This window comes from Thermanaerosceptrum fracticalcis, assembly GCF_000746025.2.
GTDB lineage: Bacteria > Bacillota > Peptococcia > DRI-13 > DRI-13 > Thermanaerosceptrum > Thermanaerosceptrum fracticalcis.
This window is the reverse complement of the sequence record NZ_CP045798.1, coordinates 3,699,626-3,724,963: the sequence shown is the minus strand read 5'-3', so window position 1 is coordinate 3,724,963 and position 25,338 is coordinate 3,699,626. Positions and strand designations below refer to the sequence as shown.

The following is a 25,338-nucleotide window of genomic DNA, read 5'->3' as shown; positions in this document are numbered from 1 at the left end:
TTCGGTTAACAGGTCAAAGAACACGGTGATCGTAAATGGAAGTCGGATATCGGAAAGCAGATGTCGTCCCTGGAAGGTTACTCGTTCCTGATGGCATTGATGGGGCTTAGACGTACAGCCCGGTTGGCGGGATAAAGCCCGGCGATAACGCCGATCAGAAAGGCAAAAGCCATGGCAAAGAGCGCAAGATAAGGCGGTATCAGGGAAATTCCCATGACTTCTTCCCCCGGGGGCAGCCCCCGGCTCATAAAATTGCGGCTGAAATGATTAATAATGTAAGAAACCAGATAGCTGAGCCCCAGGCCGATGGTTCCTCCCATAAGACCGATGAGACCGGCTTCGGCCAAAAACATAGCATGAATGTCCTGGAAAGTCGCCCCTATAACCTTCATAATCCCTATTTCTTTGGTGCGCTCGTAGATGGACATAATCATAGTATTGGTAATCCCAATAGCCGCTACCAGCAAGGTTATCCCGCCAATGCCACCCAGGATAGCCTGAATGGTGCGGGAAGTTTTTTCGATGCCTTCCAGCTGGTCGGCAATAGAATAGGTATTGTAGCCCCGCTCTCTTAGGATATCGGAAACTTCCCGGGTTTTCGTCACATCTTCAGTCCGCACCAATAAGAAGTTATAGTCGTCGGGATCATAGCCCTGCATAGGCCGCCTACTGCTGCTGGTGGCACGTACTTCACCTCCGGTTTTCATGGCTATCTCCCGCATCATACGAGGATCGCCACCACCGTTCTGGGTTCCCTCCATCATGAATTTGCGCATCCTCTTAATATCTTCGATAGGCGCATAGGCCTGGTAGGCATGTTGTTTAAACTCCCCTTCCAGCACACCCACTACCTGGAAGTTGAAAATCCTTTTTTTCTCATGGTTGCTGTTGTTACGGATTTCCATAGCAATGCGCTGGTCCATCATTTCCCCGGGGTCCTTTCTTTCCAGGCGTCGGGGACCTTCGTAAAACATCATCCCGCGCTGCATCTTGCGGATCTCCGCTTCATCCCGGAAATTGTTGATGACCTGGCTGCCTACTACCATGACGTTGCGGTCCCCGGCTTTTAAAAGACGGCCCAGGGAAGCGGTGAATTCCAGGTTCACCATTTCTTCGGGGTCGATGCCAATCAACTGGATATGTCCCCGTTTCCGGCCAAACTTAGCTTCGCCACCGGATTCATAAGCAGGAGAAACGGCCATAACCCCCTCAATGGCTTTTATCTCTGCTACCGCTGCATCATCCAATTTTTTTGCTTCCCCCAAAGGCTTGCCTTCCCGGTCAAAGTTGATGCCCTGCTGGACCCGAATCATATTCAGATCCCCCCAGCGTTCCATGCTCTTACGCTGGCTCTCCTTCAGCCCTATACCCAGGGAGAGCATGACCACGATAGCCGTGGTGCCAATCATCACACCCACGACGGTAAGGATGGTACGGGCCTTTCTCCGCCAGAGGTTTCTATGGGCTAGTTTTAAGATGTCCAGCTTATTCATTAAAGAATTCCTCACTTGCTTTCTTTCTCTTTAAACGCCAGATATAGATGCCTTCCAGGATGATCACCAGGCCTAAAAGGAAGGTAGGCCACTTGGTTTTTACCGTATTAAGAAAGCTCCCCTTTTGGAGCGGCATCCCTTTAACAGGCATCCCCGGTTTCACCAGTCCGTCAGGCCCCATCATTTCCCCTTCCTGACCGGGAGGCGGCACAGGCCTTCCCTGTACCTCGATGGTAAAGGGGTGTTCTACCCGTACATCTTTGTTGTTATTGTCGATATAGGAAAAGACTAGCTTTCCTTCAACTTTGCCTTCATCCCTGGCGATGACCCCGCCCTGGAACATGTCACTGACACCGATATCGAAATTCCCGATGTAATAAGTCCCGTTATCTTTTTCGAAATCGCCCTCTAAAGTAACTATGAAATTTCCCAGGGCTACTTTACCCACATTGACAAATTCCGCCGTCACAGGAATGGGCTGGCCCATAAAACCCGTGGGGGGTACCTGAACAGAAAGGATCTGCAGTTTGCACTCCTGGGTGACGGGGATATTCACCAGTTCTTCACTGGTCAGAGTAGTGCCTTTTCTGTCCTCGTACTTTATTTCCACCGGAACGATGTATGTTTTCGCCGCCGCATTGGGATCTACATAAAGGTCAATATCTTTCTCCAGGACGGTTTTTCCCGGTATATAGTCAATAAAGAAGCTGTTACTGCTGTTCACTGGGGAAAAGACGGTCCCCCCCGTGGTTTTGCCGCCCGTAGTACCGGTAGAGGAAGAATCTTCAATCTTAATTACTCCCAGGGAAATCTTTACGTTCTTCACGGGCCGCTGGTTGGTGTTTTCAATATAAAGGCGCAGGGTAACAGTATTGCCGGCCAGCACTCTTTCCGCCGAAAGAGTATATTTATTGATAATGACCCAGGGGGTGGCCCCTATCCCCACATCTTCCCGGGGTAAAGGCAGATTAATGGTTTCCTCTACACTTTCTGTTTTATCACCCAGGTAGTCAAATTTAAGGGTCAGTTTCATTGTATTATTAGCCCGGGTATCCTTGGCCCGCAGCCGGTAGGTCACTGTTTCGTAAGTATTCTTCTCCAATTTGACAATATTCTTTTTATTAGAAATTTCCATGACCTCAAAATTATCGGTACCGTCCAGGAGAAGTGTCACGTTCCTGGCATCCGTCGTTTTACTCATGTTCCAAATCTGCAGGTGAACATCAAAGCCTTCCACCAGGTCGGGATTCTCGGGGCTGATGGAAGCTGATTTTACCAGGAGAACCGGTTTGGTCAGATCATAAGTAACAGGTATGGTAATAGTGGTGGAGGCATTTACTGTGTTCTGGAAAGAGGCATTCTGCCCGCTTAAGTTCACAATAAGCTTATAATCTTTGTTTTGGGCTTCCGGTTTTACCGTAAAGGCTACCATCACAGTCCTGGTGGCATTGCCGTCTATTTTATCAATGGTGGTGGCCTGACTGTCTTTAACGGTAAAGGGATCAAGGCTGTCCGTGCCTTCTACTTTAAAAGAGAGATTGAGGTTAAATCCCGGATTATTACTAATATTGCGAATAGACAGAGTCAGGTTAAAGTCACTTCCGGCTACAGCCTGTTCACTGCTTACCTTTTCGATTAAAAGAACAGGATCAATAGAATCGATGGTTATGGTCCCAGCCCTAGCGGGCAGCGGCGCCTGAATAAGAATGAAACTTAAAAACAATACAATCATCAGACTCCCGAAAATCTCCTTTTTCCCCTGGGTTTTCATGCCGACACTCCTTTTTCTACTATTTTCGTTATTTGCCCGTCAACCATATGGATTACCCTGTCTGCATAGTGGGCCAAATCCAGGTCATGGGTAACCATGATGAGGGTTACCCCGGAAGCTTTCACCCTTTCGTACAGGATATCCATGATTTCTTTGGTCGTTTTACTGTCCAGGTTCCCCGTGGGTTCATCAGCAAAAATGATTTTAGGGTTATTAACCAGAGCCCTGGCAATACTGACGCGCTGCTGCTGCCCTCCGCTCATCTCCGTGGGTTTGTTCTTCAGGCGCTCTTTTAGACCCAGTTGAATTAAAAGATCCCGGGCACGTTTCTCCCGTTCCCTTTTCTCCACGCCGTCAAATATGAGGGGTAAAGCCACATTCTCCACGGCAGTGAGGGTGGGTATCAGATTATAGGACTGGAAAATAAACCCCATATGTTTTCTACGGAAATAAGCCATGTCTTTTTCTTTCATTTTCGTCAGCGATACTCCTTTAACCAGCACTTCACCGCGTACAGGTTTCTCCAGGCCCGCCATGATATGTAAAAGGGTGGTTTTTCCCGAACCCGATGTCCCCAGGATGCAGAGGAACTCACCTTGCACTATACTCAAATTCACATTATCCAGGGCAGTGATAATTTCCTGCCCCAGACGATATTTTTTCGTGAGATTTTTGATTTCAATGAAAGCGGCCACTTGTACACCTCCTTAACTAAATTATAGACGGTAAAACTAGTAAAAAGTTCCATCCGGCATAATGTTTTTTACTTCTTTATAATTTACAATATTTACACAAAATCCGACAGAAATTAACTTCCTCTTGATATAATTTTCCCAGAGTATTTTCATGAGATTTTTTCCATATTAACCCGCCTTGAAGGAGGTTAATTGAAAAATATGGAAGGCTGGAAACTTGACAAAGCAGCCAAAATACTGCTGGAAAAACTTAATTTGAATCTGGGTAACGGTACCCAATCCCTATCCCCCACTGACAACACAGAATTTCTGAAAGAAATGCGCAAAACACTGACCAAATCCAGGGGCCTCCTGATCCACTACATCGATCTTTCCAATCTTTATGAAATAGAACATAACTACGGTCCGGTTTACTACAGCCAGGCGGTAAAAACGGCCGTCTTGGCGGCAAAAGAATATGTCCAACTATTCCCTTCTTATATCAATTGCAGGCAAATCCGATTATTATTAACGGATGATATTGCCATTTTCAGTGCTTTAGAAGAAATACCGCCCCTCCAGGAGCTTTATGACCTGGACATGAAAATTCGCCTCCATATTCACCGCAAACTGGAAGAAATCTTTCCTATGATCAGTCATGAATACCTGGTAGTGCACACTGGTCATTTTTTATCTAAGGAAAATTTGGGTAATATCCATAAAGAGCTTTTTCCTGCCTTAAAATACGCCTTAAAAAACGCCAAAAACCAGGAAAAATCACTCAATGCTTCCATGATTGCCCAGTTTGAGAACATCTTAAGCGAGGAAAAGATCTCCCATTTATACCAACCCATCCTTTCCCTGCGCAGTGGCTCCCTTCTCGGTTGGGAAGCCCTGGCCCGGGGTCCCCTGAATTCCTATTTTTATGCTCCGGTTACTCTTTTCCCTTATGCCGAAGAAACAGGAACCCTGCTTACCCTGGAAAACATTTCTCAGCGCAAAGCCCTGGCCAATGCAGGTGAACTTAAGGCCAGGCAAAAGCTTTTTCTCAACATCAATGCCCAAACTGCCCACACCCTGGAATTTACCAGGGAGAATCTGCTCTCTGTCCTGGAAGAAAAGGGTCTGAAACCCCAAAATGTGGTGCTGGAACTTACCGAACGCACTTCCATCCTTAATTTCCAGAAATTCAAAAAATCCCTGCAGAATATGAGAAACCTGGGATTTTCCCTGGCCCTGGACGATACGGGGGCAGGTTACTCGAGCCTGCAGGCCGTGGCCGAACTTGAACCCAATTATATTAAACTGGATATGTCCATTGTGCGCAATATTCACAAAGATCCCGTTAAACAGGCCTTAGTAGATACTTTTGTGACTTTTGCCAAAAAAATAAACTGTTCCCTGATCGCCGAAGGCATTGAAACCAGAGAAGAACTGATAACCCTTATCAAATTAGGAGTCCATTACGGCCAGGGCTATCTTTTGGGGAAACCCCACTTTCCCGCTTCTCAGGTTTCTCCAAGTATTACCAGCCTGATTCGCAAATTTGGCAAAAAAAATGAAGAAAAACTTCCCCACAACACCATCACCATCGGAAGCATTGTGCAACCTGCCCTTATGGTTGCTCCCGAAACCTCGGTGGAAGAAGTTTTGCGGTATTTCCAGCGTGACAAAAATCTGGAAGGCATCATCGTGACCAAAGAAATGATCCCCCTGGGACTGGTCATGCGCAGCCACTTCTTCAATTTCCTCAGTTCCCGCTACGGTGTGGCCTTGTATTATAAAAAACCCGTTACCGTTGTGATGGACCACTTCCCCCTGATGGTGGAAGATGAAACCACCCTGGAAAAAGCCTCACAAATAGCCACCAACAGGACTCAGGAAAAACTTTACGACCACATTTTGGTTACTAAGAACGGCAATATTCTGGGGATAGTTTCCATCAGACACCTTCTAGAAGTAATTACCCAAAGCAAAATCCAGATGGCCCAGTATGCCAATCCCCTTACCGGGCTCCCCGGCAATATCAGGATCCAGGAAGAACTGAACAAGATAATCAGCGGTGATAGAACTATGGAAGTAACCTACGCTGATATTGATAATTTCAAACAATTAAATGATACTTATGGTTTCGAGTGGGGGGATGAGATTCTCCTTCTCTTAAGCAAAGTATTAAAGCATGTGGTAAGAAATTACGGCAATGATGAGTGTTTCCTGGGTCATATCGGAGGGGATGATTTTATTCTAATTACACCTCCTCAGTATTCCGACCTGATTAATACCAAAATCATCAAAATCATGCATAAGTTAAAGAAAGATACGGTTTCTACTTCACTGGCTGTTATAGCAGCAACTCCCGGCCGCTTTAAAAACCACCTGGAACTGGCGGAACATGCAGCCAAAGCCAAAAAATATGCCAAAAGCATCAAAGGGTCTGTTTTCGTCAAGGAAGGACCAACGGGCCAGTTCTGCTGCTTTTGTCAGATCGTCAATGCCTGCCGTGATGTGCCCGAACCTTAAATTGTTTTTCCATAAAAGAGAGGCTTACGCCTTCCGCTTCTTTCTGATATAGTTAGCCAAAGAATATGTTTTTTGGAGGAGGAACCATGTCTTTTAACAGCAACCTGCAGCGGGAAGTGGACCGCTGGGTAAAAGAAGGCCTCATTACTCCCGAGACAGGGGATGCTTTGAGGCAGCGTTACCCTGTAACCAAAACCAGCATGACCCAGACCCTGGCTTTACTGGGCAGTATCCTTCTGGGTATTGGCGTTATTCTGTTTTTTGCAGCCAACTGGGAAAGCATGTCCCGTACCCTTAAGGTGGCTGTAGTGGTTTCATCTTTTACTCTGGCCTACCTGGGAGGGTATTACCTGCGCTATACGAAAGGCACTTACCCCAAGGTAGGGTATGCCCTGATTTGCCTGGGTTCTCTACTCTATGGCTCGGGCATCTGGCTCATTGCCCAGATTTTCCATATTGAAGCGGAGAGAGGTTTAGGCTTTATGCTCTGGTATGTGGGTGTGATTCCCATAGCCTATCTTTTTCATTCTTCCTTTAACCTCTTCCTGGCCCTGGCCACCTTGACTTCCTGGTTTATCGCCGGAAAATACCCCTTGAACTGGGCGTTCCTCCTTTACCCCTTGCTCCTGGCAGGCACCATCCTGCCCCTGGCCCTGCGCAAGAAAGATCAATTCAATTTTACTGCTGCCGTCATCGCAGGTTATATCTGGTTTATCCCCCTGGGAGTGAAACTGGCCCGTGTAAACTTTAGTTTCCAACTGGGGATCATCAGCCTCCTCCTTTTCAGCCTGCTTCTCTACTTTCTGCTCCAGCTGTTCCGGGAGGAAAAATCGATCTTTGGGGAAAACTTACTCTTCTCCCTCTCCCTGGTTGGTATGTTCACTGCCCTGGCAGCCTTTAGTTTTAACGATTTTCTCCATGAATTTCTCGATAAACACCCGCTCTATAACTTCCCATATCTTGTGGCTGCCGTCTTGCTGGTTATAGGCGTGATGAAATTCAAGGAGAAATCCCTTACTGTACGTGATTTACCCCTGGGCTTACTGTACCTTTTAGTTTTTCCCTTTTTCCCGGAAACTGCCAGGAACAGCTTCTTACTCATTTTCAATAACATCTTTTTCTTTGTTTACACTTTACTGGCCATCTACTACGGTTACTGGCTGAAACGTCCCCTTATCTTCAATCTCAGCATGGTGATGTTTGCTGTGGCCGTGATCCTTAAATATTTTGACTTCTTCTTCGCTCTTCTCCCCCGCTCCGTCTTTTTCATGTCCGGAGGCTTACTCCTTTTGTTGGGCAGTATCCTTTTGGAACACAAAAGACGTAAGCTCATTAAGACCATGGAGTGAGGTGAAAAGAAATGCTTAAAACATTAGCCGGTAATAAAAAATATTTGTTGATCCTGGTAATTCTCCTGCAGATCGGCATCCTGACAGCTATGGTGGTAAACAGCTACCAGATTATCGCCCGGGGTGACAAAGTTACCCTGAAGGTAGAGCCATTGGATCCCCGCAGCCTCTTCCAGGGAGATTACGTTATCCTGAGTTATCCCTTTAATAACCTGAACCTCAATAAAGTAGAACACGACCTGGACCTGGACAAAATCAATTACCAGCAGGATATTTACCTGGCCCTGGAACCCAAAGGAGAGGCCTGGGAACCTGTCCTGGCTACCCAGAACCCTGCCAGAGTTAAGGATAAAACTTATTTAACCGGCAAGGTTCTCTATCTCCGCCCGGAACCCCAGCCCATACTGCACCTCAAATTCAACATAGAAAACTTCTTTGTCCCCGAGGGTAAAGGCAAAGAAATAGAAAAACAGATCCAGGAAGGTGTCGTTTACGCCCAGGTCTCTGTTTATAAAGGAAAGGCCCGGGTAATGGGACTGGTAAGCAAGTAGCCGCAGCGCGGTTCGATCTCCGATTGCCGAATACACAAGTTTTTTTCAACTTCCTTGTGTACGGGCAACGGTAAAAGGTATAATATGGTTGGAGCCAAGTGTATCCATTAGATATCCTGATTTTAGCCGGAGCGCGGATAAGGGGGTTCTCATGATGAATGAAAATCAATTTGGTGTGCTTTTGGAAAATATTCTCGACAAAGTAAATGCTATTGCCGAAGGCCAAAAAAGTATGGAAGAACGTTTTGAAAAAAGATTCGAAGGTATTGAAAAAAGGCTTGATAACATAGAATCAGACGTACAAGAACTTAAAAGTGATATGAAAAAAGTCAAGTCTGATGTAAAAATTATTAAATCTTTTGTTGCTGCCCTTGACGAAGGAATCAATGATCATGAAAGACGGATTACCGCTCTTGAGAAAAAAATAGCCAATAAGTAGGAGACACCCGACATCCGAATAAAAACAGTAAAACCCAGGTCTTAAACCTGGGTTTGCTATTTAATTACTAAAGGAATATCCCCTCTTTAATTTTTAAGGAAATTATCTGATGTCGGAATTCGGAAAGCGGACAGTCCTCTTAGATTCCCAGTATCTCCCCAATAACCTCTTTGATTTCCCCTTTGTCACAAACCCGCTTGTGGAGGACCGGCTTCTTATCCAGGTCTTTCAGAGCAGGGTGAAGGGGCATACCGCTCACTTTACTCAATTCCTGCAAAACTTCAAACTCATCCTTACAATCAGTAGTTTGCTCACCTTTAATGGCCTCCAGGACACTGGTATTAAATTTGAAGGGGCTGGCAGTAGCATCAATCACTGTTTTGTGCATGTCACCGCTTTCTTTACGGTAATCTTCATAAACCTTAACCGCCACGGCTGTATGAGTATCCAGGGTATAGCCGGCGGCTGCAAAAACTTCTTTGATTGTGTCCAGAGTCTCTCTTTCTGTGGCAAAACCTGCGGCCATGATCTCATCCATGGCTTTTTTGGTATCTGCATCAACCTGAAAACGACCCGTCTTATTGAGCTCATCCATCCATGTTTTTATCTTTTTCCCATCGTGACCTGTCAGCTCAAAGAGAAATCTCTCCAAATTGCTGGAAATGAGGATGTCCATAGAGGGGCTGTTAGTTTGTTTAAACTCCCGGTTCCGGTCGTAAATCCCGGTATTGAAGAAATCAGTAAGGACTTTGTTTTCATTGGAAGCACAGACAAATTTATATACAGGTAAGCCCATTTTCTGGGCATACCAGCCGGCCAGGATATTGCCAAAGTTACCGGTAGGAACGACAAAATTAATTTTTTCCCCTGCTTTTATTTCACCTTGAGTTAAAAGGTTCAGGTAAGCATAGAAATAGTAGACAATCTGGGGAAGGAGCCGACCCCAGTTGATGGAATTAGCCGAAGATAATTCATAGTCATGCCCTGCCAGGACAGCCTTAAACTCTTCATCGGCAAAAATATTTTTGACAGCGCTCTGGCAGTCATCAAAATTGCCTCTGACAGCCACTACATAAGTATTACTGCCATCGGTAGTGCTCATCTGCAGTTCCTGCACCCGGCTTACCCCCTGGTGCGGGTAGAAAACGATAATTTTAATGCCCGGAACATTTTTAAACCCTTCCAGAGCAGCTTTACCCGTATCTCCCGAAGTTGCCACCAGGATGACGATTTCTTTGTGGGCTTCCACTTTTCTTACGGCCAGGGACAAGAAATGGGGCATAATCTGTAAGGCCATATCTTTAAAAGCTGCCGTAGGCCCGTGCCAAAGTTCCAGGATAAAAGTGCGGTCATCAAGTTTAGAAAGAGGGGCTATCTCAGGGTGGGTAAAATTCTCTCCGTTATAGGCCCTGGCTACGCACCCTTTTATTTCTTCCGAGGAAAAATCCTCAAGGAAAAGGGAAATAATTTTCTCGGCCACCGCCTGATAGCTGCACCCTTTTAAAGCAAATATCTTCTCCAGGGAAAGCGTGGGAATTTGTTCCGGGACAAAGAGCCCGCCTGCCGGAACCATGCCCAGTTTAATAGCCTGGGCGGCTGATACTTTCTCATAATTATCTCTAGTACTGATATACATAACTCAAGCTCCTTTATATTAACGATTTCCGTCTTCCGTTTTCCGATTTCCGGAATATATTCAGGTTTTACGGCCTAGTTATTACCTTAAGGGATATATACTTTTTTCTATTGTATCTTTTCTTAAGATTATTTCAAGTCCCCCTACTGAATTTTCCTTTTGTTTCGGATATCGGAAGTTGGATAACGGATATCGTTACTCAATCCAGCCAGCCTCTCTTTTTAAAATGCCTGTACAATCCAAGCCCCAGGAGTAACATAACCAGGAGCACAGCAAAATACCCATATTTCCAGTCCAACTCGGGCATAAACTCGAAATTCATACCGTAGATACCGGCAAGCAGGGTTAAAGGCATAAATACCGCCGTGATTACAGTGAGCCGCTGCATAATCCTGTTTTGCTCTGCCGAAGTCTCTGTCATTCTCAGGGATATGACGGATAAATAGGTTTCAAAGAGAGCCGCGATCAATTCCCTGTTAACATCTACAAAATGGAGCACCCGTTGGAAACGTTCCATGGCATCCCGGAGATAAGCCCTGCTTTCTTCTGTAAAAAATTCAATATCAGGCTGGGTAAGTTTTTCCAGCATAGCCACTTCGGAGCTAAGCTGGCGTCGGAAATAAATCAGTCTTCGCCGTAACGTTGTGATCTGGGGTAAGATATTATCCAAATTTCCTACAATAATATCTTCCTCTAAGTCTTCGATCTGGGCAGCTATTTCTTCCACTACTTTATGGAAACTGTCTGCCACCGCCGTTATAACGTGATATAGGAGAAAATCCGTACGCATAGGTCCGTCATAGAGACGCTGTAAAAGACGGTGCCAGTACTGTTCCAGTTCGTCTACATGATAGTAGTGCACCGTTACAAGATAATTGTGGGACAAAAAAATATCCATTTCCGGGAACATGAGTTCCTTCGCTTCGTGGAGAACGTGGGTAACAATAAACAAATAATCATCGTACTCATCCAGCTTGGGATTTTTGGTATATTCCCCGCAGTCCTTAAGGCAGATTTCAGCAAAACCAAAAGTGCTGCCTAAAAACTCCAAATCCTCCGGGGTAGGGTCCAATACGTCCAGCCAGAGGAGTACCTGGTGTTTTTCCTGTACCTGCCGGATTTGTTCTAGCGATTCCGTAAAATATACATTTTTATCGCGGCCAATCCCTAACGCCCTTATCAAGACAGTCGCTCCTTACAACTTTTATGCTTATTATTAATTATGATTGTAACCTATTCTTATCATGCCTGCAGAAAAATATTTGTTTGCAATTGTAACAATTAATTGGCTCGATACAAGTCGAGTTTTATAACATAAAACTATCCCCTCCAAGTATACAGTGATGTTCTTTCTTAATTACTGTCTACCTAAAGGGGATAATCATACCATGAACTAGTCTCACTTTTTATAGGGGATATTGAACATTTCCGGTATGGTTACAAACTGGTAACCTTCTTTCTTTAAAGTAACAATGATATCCCGCAGGGCAGCTACAGAACCTGTAAGGTTCTCCTCTTTGCTGCCCGAGGAATGCTGCAAAATCACACTGCCTTCTTTCACATTTTCCAGAATATTGTATTTTACCTGTTCCGCCGTTAAGCTCTTCCAGTCAAGGGAATCCACGTTCCAGGCAATAATCTTATAATTTAACTTTCTTATTTCTTTAATTCTTTTCTCGTCAATGGAACCATAAGGTGAACGGAAAAGGGCAGTACGGTATCCTGTCAATTTACTTAAAGCCTCTTCTGCATCCAGTATCTCTTTAAGCATTGCAGCATTGTCTAACTTAACGATATTGGGATGGCTCCAGGTATGATTCCCGACAATATGTCCTTCATTGACCATTCTTTTCACCACATCGGGAAAAAGGTCTGCCCGTTTCCCAATTAAAAAAAAGGTTGCCTTTACGTTTTGTTCTTTCAATATATCCAGCATTTGCGGGGTATAAAGGGAATCGGGTCCATCATCAAAAGTTAAGGCCGCTCTTTTTACATTTTTGGACCCTTCCCGGAAAAAAAGTTCGGGAAACATACTGCTCAAATCCACAATCTTCCGCTGTGGAAATCCCCGGTTATCTCGCTCCGACCCTCCCGCCAGTTCGAAATCCTCAGTCATTTCTTTGGGAGAAGGCGAAGTGTTCTGGGGCGGGCGTAATTCCGGTTTATTAGGGACAAAGCGTAATTCATATTCATTGTTATATGCCCAAAAAACAAACAAACCTATCACCAGCAATGATCCTATAAGCAGTGTTTTTTTCATGTTCTCACCTCAATGATAGGTTTGCCAGAGTTATCATGTCTTATTACAGATTCTTCTTTTTATTGAGGTAAATAGACCCATCCTCTGACATTTCCAACACATCTATCTGGGAGAGGTCCTCCATACCCAGATCCTGGATGGTCTCCCAGACAAAAGTTTCATCAAGGCCTAGAGCATGCAAATTTTTATGGATGATTTCGCCGTCTGCTACCAGCACAACCCGGCGAAAAGTCCTGTTCTTTAAGGATAAATATCCCGTAGATATAGTCAAAATAGCAAAAATCAATACAAGCAAAAGGGTCATGTACACAAGCGCTCCCCTAAATAATGCTTCCAGGAATTTGTCCATACCATCCTCTCCTTTCACACTTATTATTATGTAATATAAAGGAAAGGATTCATACCGGACTACCTTAAGATTGTCAGCAACTCATGTATACTATGAGGAATTCTTTTACCCTCCTCCAGATAACCCTTACGCAGAAGTTCCTGGTACACTCTCCAGATGAGGGGTTTTTCCAGTTCGGCCTCCTGTAATACCGCCTCATTGGCAAAAATCTCCCGGGGCGTACCTTCTGCGAGCAGTCCGCCATTCTTTAATACAAAGAGGTAATCAGCCCAGGAGAGGGCAATATCCAGGTCATGGGTGGAAATAATGATTGTTTTACCGGCGTTATTTAACTCCGTTAAAATATTCATAATGATGCCCGTATGTTTAGGATCAAGGTTGGCTGTGGGCTCATCCAATACAATAACCTCAGGCTTCATAGCCAGGACTCCAGCCAGGGCAACACGCTTTTTTTGTCCAACACTTAGAAAATGGGTAGGTTTATCTTTCAATTCCCATAAATTTGTTATTCTAAGGGCAGTCTCTACTCTCCGGGTAATTTCCTGAGCCGGCAACTCTAAGTTAAAAGGCCCGAACGCCACATCCTCGCTTACACTGGCGGAAAACAACTGATTATCGGGGTCCTGAAAAACTAACCCCACCTGCTGGCGAAGTTGCTTTAGAGATTTCCCGTCATACCGGTAGGGCTGGTCTTGGAAGAACAGACTGCCCCTGCTGGGACGGTTAAGGCCGTTCAAATGAAGGAAGAATGTGGATTTTCCCGCCCCATTGGGTCCCAGAAAGGCAATTCTCTTCCCCCGCGGCAGGGCCAGGGTAAGTCCTCTGAGGGCCTTGGTACCATCGGGATATGTATATTCCAGTTTGTCCGCTCTCATGATGTAGTCACTCATCACAAAACACCTCCTGCTGCCCCCAGCACGATTATGCCCAGCACCAAAACGAAAACCACAATACCTAAAAGATGACTTACAGAAAGGGGCGGAAGCTCTTTAGGCACAAGAAGTACACCTCTATAGCCACGGCCGGCTAAACCTAAAGTAAGCTGGCGGGAGCGATGTAAAGTTTTAGTAAAAAGGTTAACGATCAAAAGCCGTAAGGCACGGAAAGCACTTGACCTGGTAGTAAACCCACAGCGGGCTTCCTGGGCCCGGTAAATCTGCCCCGCAGTTTCCAGGAAAACAAAAATGAAACGGTAAGTTAACACCATAAGTTCCAGAAAGATCCCCGGCACTTTCAAACGGTGTAAAAGGGCCATAAGATCCACCAAAGGTGTAGTAAAGAGCAAAAAGATCATAGAGGTTAACGAGCCTATTACCTTAGCCAAGACTGTCTTGGCTAACCATATACCGGAATAGGAAATAACAAGGTAATATCCTGCCCATGCCCCCAGGACTAACCCCCCGGAAGCTTCTCTCGTTATAGAGAGAACCAGCATGACAAGGCTTAAAAAAACAAAACCCGCGGGTATCAGCATAAACCCCAGGATGGTTAAGAGCGGTATCCGGGCTTTCGCCACCAGTACTGCCATAATAAAACCTGCCAAGACCAGGGAAATCAATAAAGATTTGTTAACCAAAGCTATAAACAGGGTAAGGATGAAAAAGAGCCCTTTTTCACCGGGGTGTACATGGCGCAGGCCATTGCAATAAGCATAGGTTTCACTGATAAACAACCTTTACACCTACTTCCATAGTTCGACTTCCGTTTTCCGAATTCAACTATCAACTATCAACTAACAACTAACAACTATCAACTATCAACTAACTATTTACCGTCAGGTAATCACCCTGGTTATAAAAGCGATTATCTGTGCGGCAGGAACTAAGAGAATCTGGGCAAGAAGTGTTCCCAGGAATTTTCCGCCAGCCAAAAGACCAATAGCCGATTTTAATTCCGCTTCCTCCCGCTTTCCTTTCAGCGTCTCGTCCAAAATTAAGGCCGATATGGGGTCCACGATAACTACCAGTAAAACAGTGGCAATACCATTAATAATGCCGGACAATTGACTGGCAGTCAGGCGGTATTCCGGGATTAAATATCCTGCATAGATGGAAGCCAATACGCCTACAGAATAAAAAGAAACGAGGATGGGGTTAGTAAAAATAAAGGTAAGAGGTATCCTGGACCACTCTATGGATTTTAAATGCCGCAGGCTGGCCAGGGGCACATGGACAGCTTTCTTGATATTGGCGGGACGTAAAAATTCAATGGCCACTACCGGAACAGAGTGGAATTTCTCCATTTTACCGATGCCCCAGGTAAAAGTTCTTACAGATAAAGGTAGGAAAAGAATACCAACGAGGGTCCCTAGAGAATTGGCAAAAATAATAAAGCGGAAGACAAAAAGGAGCGGAGCCCCCTCTCCCGCCTGTAACGACTTATCTACGATACTGGCCACCAGGGGAAGCTGGATCAAATTAGCCGTACGGGCGGTCAGGGCCACAATATTATACAGTGACATGGCCAGCGAAGGGCTATGGGTTCGCACTCCCGCCAGGCGTGCACCAAAGGCCAGGGTATCAATCATATTAATAAAGGCGACGAGAACCATCACGACACCAAGGCGGAGATACATGATTCTCCCCCCTCTTTGAATTTTACTTAGATAATTATATCATTCCCGTGTAGTAGTGCACAGTTCACAGTTGGCAGTTCGTAGCATTTAGAAAAGTAGCGAGTAAACACTTTTTCAGTGACCGGTGACCCGTGACCTGTGACCGGCTTTTTAACTGGACTCTGGTCACTAAATACTCGCTACTCATGACTCATTACTGACGATTCTGAAGTCGAATGATGCATAAAAAATCCTTCCCGGGAAACAACTACCCTTTGGAAGGATAAAATTTCCATACCATGTATTAAAGGCTGGTGCCCCGGACTATGCAAAAGGAGCACATCTCTTCCTTACAGTTATTTTGTTTAACCATAAGCTTTAACCTGGGAACTGCCATTATCTTAACCCCTGCCATCCGTTACGGCGAAAGAGATGCCTGGCTGGGAAATACCATTGCCACAGGTCTCGGTATGATTATCTCCCTCATGCTTTATCTTCTGATTAGTAAATTTCCGGGTAAAAACCTGGGGGAAATCCTTACTGCCCTTTTAGGTCCCCTGTTAGGCAAGGTAATTCTCAGTGGTTTTATTCTCTACGCCATCCTGTTAGGTGCTTTTGTGCTTAACAACATTGAGTCTCTTTTTAGTACGGTCATTATCCCCGAAACACCCCGATGGGTTTTTGCCTTAACCATGTCCCTGGCTACCGGGTTTGTGGTGGCTAAAGGCCTGGAAGTTGCGGCCCGCTGCTGTCACGTGGTTACTCCCCTGGTGGTTTTAGCCTTTTCTTTTATGGTCCTGGCCGCTGCCCCCCAGTTGAATTTTAATTACTTACGGCCCTTTTTTGCCGCAGGCTTTGTAAATATAAGTAAAGTAGTGATCATTATTACGGCCTTCCCCTATGGAGAAATGATTTTACTTTCCTTTCTCGCTCCCCAGGTGCAGGACACAAAAAAGATACTCCCAGCACTGCTGTCCGGCACGGCTTTATCCGGTTTTTTTCTTATTTTACGGCCTGTCTACGCCATCGGCATTTTCGGCGCCCATGAGGCCGCTCAGCTCAATTTTCCTGTCTACTTTGTGGCCCGCAGCATCGTCCTGGGTGAATTCGTGGAAAGAGTTGAAATCCTCCTGGTATTTGCCTGGTTTTTTACGACTTTCATCAAACTGGCTGTCTGCATGCTGGCCAGCTTATGGGGGTTAGCCTATTTATTTAATTTAAAAGACATTAAGGGTTTGGTTTATCCCTTCAGCCTTTTCCTTTTTCCCCTAGGCCTAAGGGCTTATGCCGATCATACAGAAGTTGAACCGCTGGTAGCTTCTGTATGGCCCCTTTTGACCCTGCCCCAGGTTTTTGTCCTCTTACCCTTTTTACTCCTCCTGTCCAGGTTAAAACCAGGCAAAAAGAAAAGGGAACAGTTAAAAAAACGCCAAAAGTTCCTCAGAATCCAAAAAAAGCCGGGATAAAGGGGAAAAGCCTTTCTACCGCCGTATTTAATATGGCCGCCTGAGAAGGGGGTTCTATGCCTAAGTGGAAAAGCAGAGTGAGAAAAAACCCCATTGAAATAAACACCCCGGCCAATATGAGATTCAGCCATTGCTTATGTTTCCATAAGGGCGGCAGTTCCACAGCCATAATTAAGATTGAAACAATTAAAACCACATAAAAGATAACCCCCTCACCTCCTATACCGGTTTCCCCCGCACGCCGGCACTGTTAATCTTGGTTTTGACCTCCAGCTCCAGTTCCAAAGCCATAAAGAATTCCTGCCATTCCGAGGGATCTGTTTTTAATAAAAAGGGATAAGCATGAGCGAATTTGTCCCCCAGTAAAAAGATATCCGTCTTCAACTCCCTTTGTGCCTTTTTCCAGATTTCCCGGATTTCTTTTTCTATTTCTTCACTGCAGGCCTTTTCCAGCATCTTTACCGTTTCCTTTTTAGTAATATCCGCTTTTCCCCCATATTCCACCAGGGACCCTGTAACCTCAATGGTATACTTCACCTGTCCCCCTTCCTCCTTGAGCAGGGGTTTCATTTTTGTCTTGACCCTGTCAATCTGCAGGACGGTATTTTTTTCCCTTTCCCCTTCCGGAGCAAAGGAGATCACCCCTGTCTTGATATTATCACGCAGCCAGTTGGCCCCCCGGGTCTCCCTGGTATTGAGAAGACCTATCAGCTTATAGTTATAAAACACGCCTGCCCCGGCCTGAACCTTTTCCTCCCCTTGACCCGGTATTTCCGGATTCCCCCCGTAATTACGGATATCCATATAGTTGACCAGACTGGTCCGGGTAACTCCCTCGGATTGGGCAATAAAATCGTTCAGTATCGTAACTAAACCTTTAGCGGAAATCCTGGTCAGACGAATCTGTTCGATGATTTCCCTGGCCGGGTACTGGCTTAAGGTTGGCATCACTTTTAACATCTCTCCTGCCTGCCCCCTGGTTACTATGAGATAGGTTTCCCGCCTACGCTCATGGTCCCGTGTAAAAAAATCCAGGAGTTCCCTTAGGCCCTTTTCCCTGGCATAGCCTTCACTGACCAGCACAACTTCACAGTGGGCCCAGTAGTTGCGCCGCGGCATAATTAAACTAAGGTTGCGGGCGGCCTCGAAGATTGTTTTCCCCTCGGCGGAGGTGACAACAAAAGGGCTGCCCTGCCCACTACCCTGACTCCTTTCCTTGCCGCCGCCTCCTTGTGTAGGGTCCGTGCCCATCACCGTGATGTAATGATGATCATTTTTTAGGTCCAAGGCAGCCCCCAGGATGATGGTAAGGTGGTTCAATTCTCTCCTGCTCCAGCAGCCGGAAACCGTGATCAGGGCCAGAACAAACAATAAAACCATGGCTGACAATTTCCTCATCCGCATAGTTCACCTCTACTTTTTGCCTGTATTTTGGGGAGAAGGACGTCTGCCCTGGCGGGTGGGATTTCTTTGGCCTAATAGTTTGGGCCGCTTGCGCATGGCCCAGAGGGGAGCCCTCACCAGGAACTCATCAAGGTTAAGGTTAATTAAAGACCCCGCGGGGCTGAGATAAGGAATGCCAAAAGAACGCAGGGAGGTAAGATGGGCTAAGAACAGGAGGGTGATGATCAAGATACCCCACAGGCCCAGAACACCTGCAGCCATAACAAGGATAATGCGGATGATTAAAAAAGCCTCGCCAATAATTAAGGTGGGTACGGTAAAAAAAGTAATGGCCGTTAGGGCAGTCACAATGACCATGGCGGCGGAAACAAGGCTGGCTCTCACGGCCGCCTCCCCAATGATCAAAGCCCCTACAATGCTGACAGCCTGGCCTATGGGACGGGGCAGGCGCAGACCCCCTTCCCGCAAAATTTCAAAGGCAATCCCCATTAAAATAGCTTCCAAGACAGCGGGAAAGGGCACACCCTCCCTCTGGGTCTGCAGGCTAATCAAGAGGGAAGTAGGCAGCATCTCCTGGTGAAAAGTGGTAAAGGCTACATACAGGGCCGGGGCATAAACGGAAATAAGGACAGCAGCAATACGGAGAATTCGTATAAAAGTGGCAAAGAAATAGCGGTTATAGTAATCATCGGCGGCCTGAAAAAACTGCTGGAAAAAGGCGGGCATGATTAAGACAAAGGATGTATTTTCCTGAATAATGACAATACGGCCTTCCAGGAGAGAGGCCACCGCTTTATCGGGCCTTTCCGTAGTCTGGATGGTGGGGAAAGGTGAGTATGGTTCATCATCGATAAGTTCTTCGATATATGAAGATTCCAGGAGGGCATCGATATTGATCAAGTGGAGGCGGCGCAGGACTTCCTCCAGGAGTTTGGGGTGGGCAATAGATTCCATATAACAGACCCGGACATTGGTATGGCTTCTTTTTCCCAGGACCAGGGAAACCACTTTAAAATCAGGGGTGGCCAGGCGGCGCCGCAGGAGAGAAATATTGACCTCCAGGGCTTCAACAAAACTGTCCATGGGCCCCCGTACGCTGGGTTCGGCCTGGGGCGTATCGATGCTGCGTTTTTCCCCGCCAGGGATATCTAACACTAAAACATCCCGGTAACCCTCTAGTAAGAGCAGGGCCTTCCCGGCGAGCAGGTCTTTGATACAGGAGTCCACTTTGTTGGATTGGGTGATGCGACCGATGGCCAGCCCCCGGTATTTTAACTCTTCCAGGAGGTCACGGGCTTCCTGGGTGAAGTCTTCAAAACATATCTGCAGGATGCCTTTACTTAGCAGGTCGGTGTTAATCATCCCCTGGGCATAGACAAGATAAGCCTGGCGCCTGGCTACGGTCAGACAGCGAAAGACTACGTCGGAGCAATTATGCAAAATGTCTTGCAAGGCTTTAATATTGGCCTCCAGGCATAGTGTAAACTCCTCAGGCTGGTTAACTTTCCTTTTTTGCTTTTCTTGTTCACTTTTATTTTCTTGTGCCTGCGGTTTCTTTTTCTTCTGCCAGAACACAGCAATCCCCCGTTTTTCCAGCCTACACTTAGTATGTCTTAGAAAAATAAGAAATATTTCCCTCAGGCATAACAAGAATAAACAATTTTAATAACCTTTACGGCCGGCCCAAGGACAAATCGAACGCAAAATCAGCCTGGCTCACCTGCGAGCGGTCATCATCGGGGAGGATTTCGGCCGGAAGGGTATTAAAGACCTGATTGACTATCTGCACATTGGCCAGAGTTTGTTTAACACCTATCCTGCAGTTTATCGGAATATCAAGTGGGAAGAGATCTTTCCCCAGGTCCCAGTGGGAGTCCGGGTCGATGCCCGTATTACCCGTATCGGCCTTAAACGCTAAAAACCCGCTCTTATTTTTGAGCGGGTTTTTCTACATCCCAGTTAAACTGGCGGTATTTTTTTTGCAATTCCTTGACTTCCTGGCGCCGGGCTAAAAAGGTCTCCATGGTAGCGGGCAAGACCTCTCCAAAATGGTGGCCCATGGCCTCAGGCGTAAAACGGTGTTCCCCTGCATCTGTAAATTCAAGAAAAATATTGCCCTCTTTCAGGTCTATTTTACCCCGGCTGCCGCAGACAGGACACCATACCACCCCCTCGGCCTGCAGGGAAAGATAAGGGTTCCAGCAAACAGGGCAGGCCAGGGAAGGAGGTTGCGAGATATAGCCGGGTTTAAAAAGGTTTCTTCCTGCTTCTCTTAAAGCCTGCAGCAATTTTTCATCAGTAAAGCATTCACCGGGATAGGATGACTTAATAAGGAAACTGTCTTTCAGGTCTAAGTGGAGAAAACGGGCAAAGAGATTGGTAAATTCCCTGCTAAACCCCTGCCACCCCTCTACACCGTAGGTAGTGACGGTGAAACAAGGCTTCCCCTTAAACCTGTCTGCTTCATTCCCCACGGAAATAAATCTATCCATGATATTTTTCAGGATAGCGTTAGGGCCTAAGAAATAACAGGGTGCGGCCAGAATAATACCATCGGACTGGGCTATTTTGTCCAGGAGATAATTGAAATCATCCTTCTCCGGGCAGAGGGCGCCACTGGGCAAACAGCGATAGCAGGCTTTACAAGGCTTGATCTCCAGCTCATGTAAATAAATAATCTCTTTCTCCCAATCCTCTCCCGCCAGCATGATTTCTTTCAGGAGCATTTCACAGTTCCCCATCCTTCGGGGTGAAGCCACCAGGCCTAAGACTTTCTTACCCATAGCACTCCTCCATTACATATTCTTTATTTTTAAGAGTATATGAACTGGCCCCCTTTTGACAAGGTGCAAGTAGTACTATTCTGAAAAAAATAGGAATAAGATTGACACTGTTTTCTCACCAGTGTTATATTTAAATTTAACAGGACCATGAAGGCCTGCTGTAAGTTACTAGTTGCTAGTTGCTAGTTACTAGTAACGATTTATTAGATAATACCTCGTTTCTATCAACAACCAACAACTAAATTACCAGTAACTAATAACTGACGATAGCCATGAAGGCTGCCCAGAAAAGGGTTTTGCTTTCGTGGCTTTTTCTTTAAGAAAGGGTGATAATATGGAGAAACTTAAAAGATTGCAGGATAACCTCAAACAATTAGGCAGTGTGCTGGTGGCTTACTCCGGAGGAGTAGACAGTACCCTGCTCCTGGCTGTAGCCCGGCAAAGTCTGGGAGAAGAAAAGGTCCTTGCCGTTACAGCAGCTTCCGAATTATCCACTGAAGAGGAAATTGCAGAAGCCCAGCTCTATGCCCAACAGATAGGAGCCAGACATCTCCTGGTACCGGTGGCCGACCTGGAGAATGAAAACTTCACCGCCAACACGCCGGATAGGTGCTATCATTGTAAAAAGTTCCGCTTCCTGGGTCTTTTAGAACTGGCCAAGGAACAGGGATTAAACTGGGTCATAGAGGGGTCTAACGCCGATGATCAAAATGACTACCGCCCCGGGCACAGGGCCGTCCTGGAACTGGGGGTGAAAAGTCCTTTACTGGAAGTGGGATTAAGCAAAGCAGAAATCAGGGAATTGGCCCGCTCTTACGGATTAGCCGTATGGAACAAACCCTCCAAACCCTGTTTAGCCACGCGGGTCCCCTACGGCACCACTATTACCCGGGAAATCTTACAGCGGGTGGGACAGGCTGAGAATTACCTCATAGACCTTTTAGGAGAAAAACAACTGCGCGTTAGGGACCACGGCCAGCTGGCCCGCATAGAACTGCCCCCGGAAATTTTTCCCCGGATTACCGCGCCTGATATGGGTGATAAGGTTACTAGGGAATTAAAAAAACTTGGTTACACCTATGTGACCCTGGACCTTCTTGGCTACCGCCAGGGAAGTATGAATGAGACACTGTAGTCCCCTTGGCGGCCTCGACTTCCGACATCCGATTTCCGACTACCGAATTTTTGTAAAAACTGGTTTTTTTCGCTGGGAACCGGATACTGGACTCTGGACTCTGGACTCTGGTCACCGGTCACTGATTACCAGATACTGGCCAAGGTTTACGGGTTCACGTATGCAAGAATAGTTATAACCCGTTGCTTTTAAATTATCAGCGATTGGAGGACAATGTATGCAAGAACAGATCAAAAAACTTCTACAAGCTATCCAGCAGGGAAAAGTCACTGTCGAGGAAGGAATGGAACAGCTTAAGGAATTACCCTTTAAGGACCTGGGCTTTGCCAAAGTAGATAACCACCGGGCGTTGCGGCAAAATCATCCTGAGGTCATTTTCTGCCAGGGTAAAACTCCCCAGCAGATTAAAGAAATTGTCGGTTACCTGGCCAAAAACAGTAACAATATCCTGGCCAGCCGGGCCAGCCTGGAGGCCTATGAAGCCATTAAGGAAGTATGTCCTGAAGCCGAATATCATGCCTTAGCCCGGATGGTGGTGGTGAACCGGAAACCCCTCCAGCTTAATAAAGGGACCATCCTGGTCGTAAGCGCCGGCACAGCCGATCTTCCCGTGGCGGAAGAGGCAGCCATCACGGCGGAAATCATGGGCAACAGGGTGGAGCGTCTCTATGACGTAGGCGTAGCCGGGCTGCACCGCCTCCTGGCCCATCTTGATAAGCTGAGAAAGGCCAATGTCCTGGTTGTCGTAGCGGGAATGGAAGGGGCCCTGGCCAGCGTGGTAGGCGGCCTTGTCTCCCGCCCGGTCATTGCCGTACCTACCAGCGTGGGCTATGGCGCCAACTTTCACGGCCTCTCCGCCCTCCTCTGCATGTTAAACAGCTGTGCTGCCGGAGTTGGCGTGGTGAATATCGATAACGGTTTCGGCGCCGGAAGATTAGCCGCCATTATTAACGAAGACGCGAGGTAACAACAATGAAAGCTCTATATTTCGACTGTTTTTCCGGTATTAGCGGCAACATGGTCATCGGTGCCTTTCTGGACGCCGGGATACCCTTGGAGTGCCTGGCCCGGGAACTGCAAAAACTGCCCTTACATAATGAATACGAATTGGTTTATCAACGGGTAAAAAAATTAGGAATAAGCGCCGCCTATTTTGATGTGAAGCTTCCCCACCACCATCACCAAGAACACCAGCATGGCCATCACCAGCACAGGAACCTCCAGGACATCACAGAAATAATTGAAAACAGCACCCTGTCCCCGAAAGTGAAAGGCATGTCCCTTGAAATTTTCCAGCGCCTGGGAGAAGCGGAAGCCAAGGTCCATAACTGTGCTTTGCACGAAGTCCACTTCCACGAAGTAGGTGCCGTAGATGCCATTATTGATATTGTAGGCACTGCCTTTTGTTTTCATTACCTGGGTGCTCCCAGAGTGTATGCGTCCCATCTCCATGTGGGAAACGGCATGGTAAAATGCTCCCACGGCCTCATGCCTGTTCCCGCCCCTGCCACTGCTGAACTGTTAAAAGGTATCCCTTTTTACAGCGGTGAAATCAAAGGCGAACTGGTAACACCTACGGGAGCTGCCATCATCAGCACCCTTGCCCGGGAATTCGGCCCACTGCCTCCCTTGAAAACAGAGTCAATTGCCTATGGAGCGGGAACCTGGGACCTCCCCATTCCTAATGTCCTGAGACTTTTTGTCGGTGAACTGGTGGATAAAGCCGAAGAAGAAGATGCTTCCACCATTATTGAAACTACAATTGATGATATGAACCCTGAATTCTACAACTACCTGATGGAAAAACTCTTTGCGGCCGGCGCCGCCGATGTCTTCCTTACCCCCGTTTACATGAAAAAAAACAGGCCGGGGACGCTCTTATCCGTGACCAGCAACTTGGCTGATCACCAGCCTCTTCTCGATATCATATTTACGGAATCTACCACCATAGGCGTACGGATGTACCAGGTAACCCGCCGTAAATTGGTCAGATCTTCCCATGTGTTAGAAACAAAGTACGGTCCCGTCCGGATTAAAGCAGCCAAAACAGGAGGAAAAATCGTAAATATCGCTCCCGAATTCGAAGACTGCCGTACTATCGCCCGGGAAACGGGAATCCCCCTAAAAGAAATCTACCAGGAAGCCATGACTTTAGGCTATAAAACCTTTGTTACTGAAAAGGAAGATTAAAGTGCATATACCCGATAACTTCCTGAATGCACCTACATTACTCACCACAAGTATAACTTTTGCGGAATTTCTGAGCTATGCTCTTAAAAAGTGCCGTGCCACTATGGAAGAAAAAAATATTCCCCTTTTAGGAATAACAGGAGCTTTCATTTTTGCTACCCAGATGTTAAACTTCCCTGTCCTCATGGACACCTATACCCGTACAGTAAAGTCATATTACGGTTGTATAATATCTCCTTTGCTTTAAGCCAGACATGCTTTGTAATTTGTCTGTCTCTAATCTATAAAGCCTTCCTTGCTGTTTCTGTACTAATCACAATCAATGCCTTAAGCCCCTTCCCCCAGCCCCTCTCCTCCTTAACCAGATTGGGAGTGCCCCGGGAGCTGGTTTCTTCACTTATCGTTACCTTTTCGTCGTTAGGGAAGAAGCCTTTAACGGGATTAACGGAGCAAACCCTGCTCTTAAAGAAGGGCCAACTGGCAGATGACGGTCCGGCAAGTGACCAGTGACCAGTGTCCTGAGTCCGGTTATCTATATCCGTAAACCGTGAACAGTGAACAGTGAACCTTTTTTTACAGCTTCTTGAGTTCCGACATCCGACATCCACTATCCGACGTACCATATCCGTATTTTTAAATTTATGCTTATTAATTTACAGATAACGGAATTCGGTAGTCGGAATTCGGTTTACGGTTTACGGTTAACTGTTAACGGTTCACGTTAAAGATTACTACCAACTACCAACTAGCAACTAGCAGCTAAC

25 protein-coding genes are annotated in these 25,338 nt (G+C 46.4%); 12 read left to right on the top strand and 13 right to left on the bottom strand.

Going from position 1 to position 25,338, the window contains the following annotated elements:
• Positions 1-77: 77 nt before the first annotated feature.
• From BR63_RS18825 to BR63_RS18815, 3 genes are read right to left on the bottom strand one after another with little or no spacing between them, the layout of a single operon-like run.
• A complete protein-coding gene (locus tag BR63_RS18825; protein WP_034420794.1) occupies positions 78-1,493 on the bottom strand; it encodes an ABC transporter permease in 1,416 nt (471 codons plus the stop codon).
• Positions 1,486-3,264: a hypothetical protein gene (locus BR63_RS18820; protein WP_034420792.1), complete on the bottom strand. Its 1,779-nt coding sequence runs from the start codon at positions 3,262-3,264 to the stop codon at positions 1,486-1,488. The genes BR63_RS18825 and BR63_RS18820 overlap by 8 nt, the downstream gene beginning before the upstream one ends.
• Positions 3,261-3,959, bottom strand: a complete 699-nt coding sequence (locus BR63_RS18815; protein ID WP_034420791.1) for an ABC transporter ATP-binding protein — start codon at positions 3,957-3,959, stop codon at positions 3,261-3,263. Before BR63_RS18815 ends, BR63_RS18820 begins: the two co-directional genes overlap by 4 nt.
• Positions 3,960-4,160: 201 nt before the next feature.
• Between BR63_RS18815 and BR63_RS18810 the strand changes: the two genes are divergently transcribed.
• The 4 genes from BR63_RS18810 to BR63_RS18795 all read left to right on the top strand — a co-directional run bounded on the left by BR63_RS18810 (position 4,161) and on the right by BR63_RS18795 (position 8,797).
• Entirely contained in the window at positions 4,161-6,458 is a 2,298-nt protein-coding gene (locus BR63_RS18810; RefSeq protein ID WP_243270135.1) for a GGDEF domain-containing protein, read from the top strand.
• An 86-nt stretch (positions 6,459-6,544) separates the two neighbouring features.
• The gene (locus tag BR63_RS18805; RefSeq protein ID WP_034420790.1) at positions 6,545-7,807 is read left to right on the top strand and encodes a DUF2157 domain-containing protein; all 1,263 of its coding nucleotides are present in this window, start codon (positions 6,545-6,547) and stop codon (positions 7,805-7,807) included.
• 11 nt (positions 7,808-7,818) lie between these two features.
• Entirely contained in the window at positions 7,819-8,358 is a 540-nt protein-coding gene (locus tag BR63_RS18800) for a GDYXXLXY domain-containing protein (protein ID WP_034420788.1), read from the top strand.
• Positions 8,359-8,509: 151 nt separating this feature from the next.
• Positions 8,510-8,797, top strand: coding sequence for a hypothetical protein (locus tag BR63_RS18795; protein WP_243270034.1), 288 nt, complete (start codon positions 8,510-8,512; stop codon positions 8,795-8,797).
• Between the two features lie 139 nt (positions 8,798-8,936).
• On the opposite strand, the gene thrC is transcribed toward BR63_RS18795, so the two are convergent.
• The 7 genes from thrC to BR63_RS18760 form a co-directional block, all read right to left on the bottom strand.
• Complete coding sequence (thrC, locus tag BR63_RS18790; RefSeq protein WP_034420784.1) at positions 8,937-10,433, bottom strand: threonine synthase; 1,497 nt, start codon at positions 10,431-10,433, stop codon at positions 8,937-8,939.
• A gap of 199 nt (positions 10,434-10,632) precedes the next feature.
• Positions 10,633-11,616, bottom strand: a complete 984-nt coding sequence (gene corA / locus BR63_RS18785) for a magnesium/cobalt transporter CorA (protein WP_034420782.1) — start codon at positions 11,614-11,616, stop codon at positions 10,633-10,635.
• A 216-nt stretch (positions 11,617-11,832) separates the two neighbouring features.
• Complete coding sequence (locus BR63_RS18780; RefSeq protein ID WP_034420780.1) at positions 11,833-12,693, bottom strand: polysaccharide deacetylase family protein; 861 nt, start codon at positions 12,691-12,693, stop codon at positions 11,833-11,835.
• Positions 12,694-12,736: 43 nt separating this feature from the next.
• Positions 12,737-13,042: a hypothetical protein gene (locus tag BR63_RS18775; RefSeq protein WP_034420778.1), complete on the bottom strand. Its 306-nt coding sequence runs from the start codon at positions 13,040-13,042 to the stop codon at positions 12,737-12,739.
• Positions 13,043-13,101: 59 nt separating this feature from the next.
• The gene (locus tag BR63_RS18770) at positions 13,102-13,932 is read right to left on the bottom strand and encodes an energy-coupling factor ABC transporter ATP-binding protein (protein ID WP_034420774.1); all 831 of its coding nucleotides are present in this window, start codon (positions 13,930-13,932) and stop codon (positions 13,102-13,104) included.
• Entirely contained in the window at positions 13,932-14,714 is a 783-nt protein-coding gene (gene cbiQ, locus BR63_RS18765) for a cobalt ECF transporter T component CbiQ (protein ID WP_034420771.1), read from the bottom strand. Before cbiQ ends, BR63_RS18770 begins: the two co-directional genes overlap by 1 nt.
• 102 nt (positions 14,715-14,816) lie before the next feature.
• The gene (locus tag BR63_RS18760; RefSeq protein WP_051965494.1) at positions 14,817-15,617 is read right to left on the bottom strand and encodes a lipid II flippase family protein; all 801 of its coding nucleotides are present in this window, start codon (positions 15,615-15,617) and stop codon (positions 14,817-14,819) included.
• Between the two features lie 305 nt (positions 15,618-15,922).
• Here BR63_RS18760 and BR63_RS18755 point away from each other — a divergent pair, with 305 nt between their 5' ends.
• Together BR63_RS18755 and BR63_RS18750 are read left to right on the top strand one after the other, a co-directional pair.
• Positions 15,923-17,062: a GerAB/ArcD/ProY family transporter gene (locus BR63_RS18755; protein WP_034420769.1), complete on the top strand. Its 1,140-nt coding sequence runs from the start codon at positions 15,923-15,925 to the stop codon at positions 17,060-17,062.
• A 56-nt stretch (positions 17,063-17,118) separates the two neighbouring features.
• On the top strand, positions 17,119-17,262 hold the full coding sequence (locus BR63_RS18750; RefSeq protein WP_153802032.1) for a hypothetical protein: 144 nt from the start codon (positions 17,119-17,121) through the stop codon (positions 17,260-17,262).
• A gap of 19 nt (positions 17,263-17,281) precedes the next feature.
• Here the strand turns inward: BR63_RS18750 and BR63_RS18745 are convergent, their stop codons facing one another.
• Both BR63_RS18745 and BR63_RS18740 read right to left on the bottom strand, forming a co-directional pair.
• On the bottom strand, positions 17,282-18,460 hold the full coding sequence (locus BR63_RS18745; protein WP_034420765.1) for a Ger(x)C family spore germination protein: 1,179 nt from the start codon (positions 18,458-18,460) through the stop codon (positions 17,282-17,284).
• Positions 18,461-18,475: 15 nt separating this feature from the next.
• Positions 18,476-20,041, bottom strand: coding sequence for a spore germination protein (locus tag BR63_RS18740; protein ID WP_051965493.1), 1,566 nt, complete (start codon positions 20,039-20,041; stop codon positions 18,476-18,478).
• A 118-nt stretch (positions 20,042-20,159) separates the two neighbouring features.
• On the opposite strand from BR63_RS18740, the gene BR63_RS20105 reads away from it, so the two are divergent.
• A complete protein-coding gene (locus BR63_RS20105) occupies positions 20,160-20,384 on the top strand; it encodes a Ger(x)C family spore germination C-terminal domain-containing protein (RefSeq protein ID WP_420825514.1) in 225 nt (74 codons plus the stop codon).
• A gap of 10 nt (positions 20,385-20,394) precedes the next feature.
• Here the strand turns inward: BR63_RS20105 and BR63_RS18735 are convergent, their stop codons facing one another.
• The gene (locus BR63_RS18735) at positions 20,395-21,249 is read right to left on the bottom strand and encodes a flavodoxin family protein (protein WP_034420763.1); all 855 of its coding nucleotides are present in this window, start codon (positions 21,247-21,249) and stop codon (positions 20,395-20,397) included.
• Positions 21,250-21,583: 334 nt separating this feature from the next.
• On the opposite strand from BR63_RS18735, the gene larE reads away from it, so the two are divergent.
• The 5 genes from larE (at position 21,584) to BR63_RS18710 (ending at position 25,084) form a co-directional block, all read left to right on the top strand.
• Entirely contained in the window at positions 21,584-22,384 is an 801-nt protein-coding gene (gene larE / locus BR63_RS18730) for an ATP-dependent sacrificial sulfur transferase LarE (protein ID WP_034420893.1), read from the top strand.
• Between the two features lie 217 nt (positions 22,385-22,601).
• Positions 22,602-23,351 (top strand): nickel pincer cofactor biosynthesis protein LarB, encoded by a 750-nt coding sequence (larB, locus tag BR63_RS18725; protein ID WP_034420761.1) that lies wholly within the window; start codon positions 22,602-22,604, stop codon positions 23,349-23,351.
• Between the two features lie 5 nt (positions 23,352-23,356).
• Positions 23,357-24,574, top strand: coding sequence for a nickel pincer cofactor biosynthesis protein LarC (gene larC, locus BR63_RS18720; protein WP_034420759.1), 1,218 nt, complete (start codon positions 23,357-23,359; stop codon positions 24,572-24,574).
• A gap of 1 nt (position 24,575) precedes the next feature.
• Positions 24,576-24,821, top strand: a complete 246-nt coding sequence (locus tag BR63_RS20100; RefSeq protein ID WP_034420756.1) for an energy-coupling factor ABC transporter permease — start codon at positions 24,576-24,578, stop codon at positions 24,819-24,821.
• Positions 24,797-25,084 (top strand): hypothetical protein, encoded by a 288-nt coding sequence (locus BR63_RS18710; RefSeq protein WP_153802031.1) that lies wholly within the window; start codon positions 24,797-24,799, stop codon positions 25,082-25,084. The genes BR63_RS20100 and BR63_RS18710 overlap by 25 nt, the downstream gene beginning before the upstream one ends.
• Positions 25,085-25,338 lie beyond the last annotated feature (254 nt).

Excerpts from the sequence above, each read along its gene's own strand:
- BR63_RS18800 (WP_034420788.1), top strand. The coding sequence starts at position 7,819 with ATGCTTAAAACATTAGCCGGTAATAAAAAATATTTGTTGATCCTGGTA.
- thrC (WP_034420784.1), bottom strand. The coding sequence starts at position 10,433 with ATGTATATCAGTACTAGAGATAATTATGAGAAAGTATCAGCCGCCCAG.
- BR63_RS18810 (WP_243270135.1), top strand. The coding sequence starts at position 4,161 with ATGGAAGGCTGGAAACTTGACAAAGCAGCCAAAATACTGCTGGAAAAA.
- larB (WP_034420761.1), top strand. The coding sequence starts at position 22,602 with ATGCAAGAACAGATCAAAAAACTTCTACAAGCTATCCAGCAGGGAAAA.
- BR63_RS18755 (WP_034420769.1), top strand. The coding sequence starts at position 15,923 with ATGCAAAAGGAGCACATCTCTTCCTTACAGTTATTTTGTTTAACCATA.
- BR63_RS18745 (WP_034420765.1), bottom strand. The coding sequence starts at position 18,460 with ATGAGGAAATTGTCAGCCATGGTTTTATTGTTTGTTCTGGCCCTGATC.
- BR63_RS18775 (WP_034420778.1), bottom strand. The coding sequence starts at position 13,042 with ATGGACAAATTCCTGGAAGCATTATTTAGGGGAGCGCTTGTGTACATG.
- BR63_RS18820 (WP_034420792.1), bottom strand. The coding sequence starts at position 3,264 with ATGAAAACCCAGGGGAAAAAGGAGATTTTCGGGAGTCTGATGATTGTA.
- BR63_RS18780 (WP_034420780.1), bottom strand. The coding sequence starts at position 12,693 with ATGAAAAAAACACTGCTTATAGGATCATTGCTGGTGATAGGTTTGTTT.
- BR63_RS18825 (WP_034420794.1), bottom strand. The coding sequence starts at position 1,493 with ATGAATAAGCTGGACATCTTAAAACTAGCCCATAGAAACCTCTGGCGG.
- BR63_RS18750 (WP_153802032.1), top strand. The coding sequence starts at position 17,119 with ATGCCTAAGTGGAAAAGCAGAGTGAGAAAAAACCCCATTGAAATAAAC.
- larC (WP_034420759.1), top strand. The coding sequence starts at position 23,357 with ATGAAAGCTCTATATTTCGACTGTTTTTCCGGTATTAGCGGCAACATG.
- BR63_RS18760 (WP_051965494.1), bottom strand. The coding sequence starts at position 15,617 with ATGTATCTCCGCCTTGGTGTCGTGATGGTTCTCGTCGCCTTTATTAAT.
- BR63_RS18735 (WP_034420763.1), bottom strand. The coding sequence starts at position 21,249 with ATGGGTAAGAAAGTCTTAGGCCTGGTGGCTTCACCCCGAAGGATGGGG.
- BR63_RS18805 (WP_034420790.1), top strand. The coding sequence starts at position 6,545 with ATGTCTTTTAACAGCAACCTGCAGCGGGAAGTGGACCGCTGGGTAAAA.
- BR63_RS18770 (WP_034420774.1), bottom strand. The coding sequence starts at position 13,932 with ATGAGTGACTACATCATGAGAGCGGACAAACTGGAATATACATATCCC.
- BR63_RS18795 (WP_243270034.1), top strand. The coding sequence starts at position 8,510 with ATGATGAATGAAAATCAATTTGGTGTGCTTTTGGAAAATATTCTCGAC.
- larE (WP_034420893.1), top strand. The coding sequence starts at position 21,584 with ATGGAGAAACTTAAAAGATTGCAGGATAACCTCAAACAATTAGGCAGT.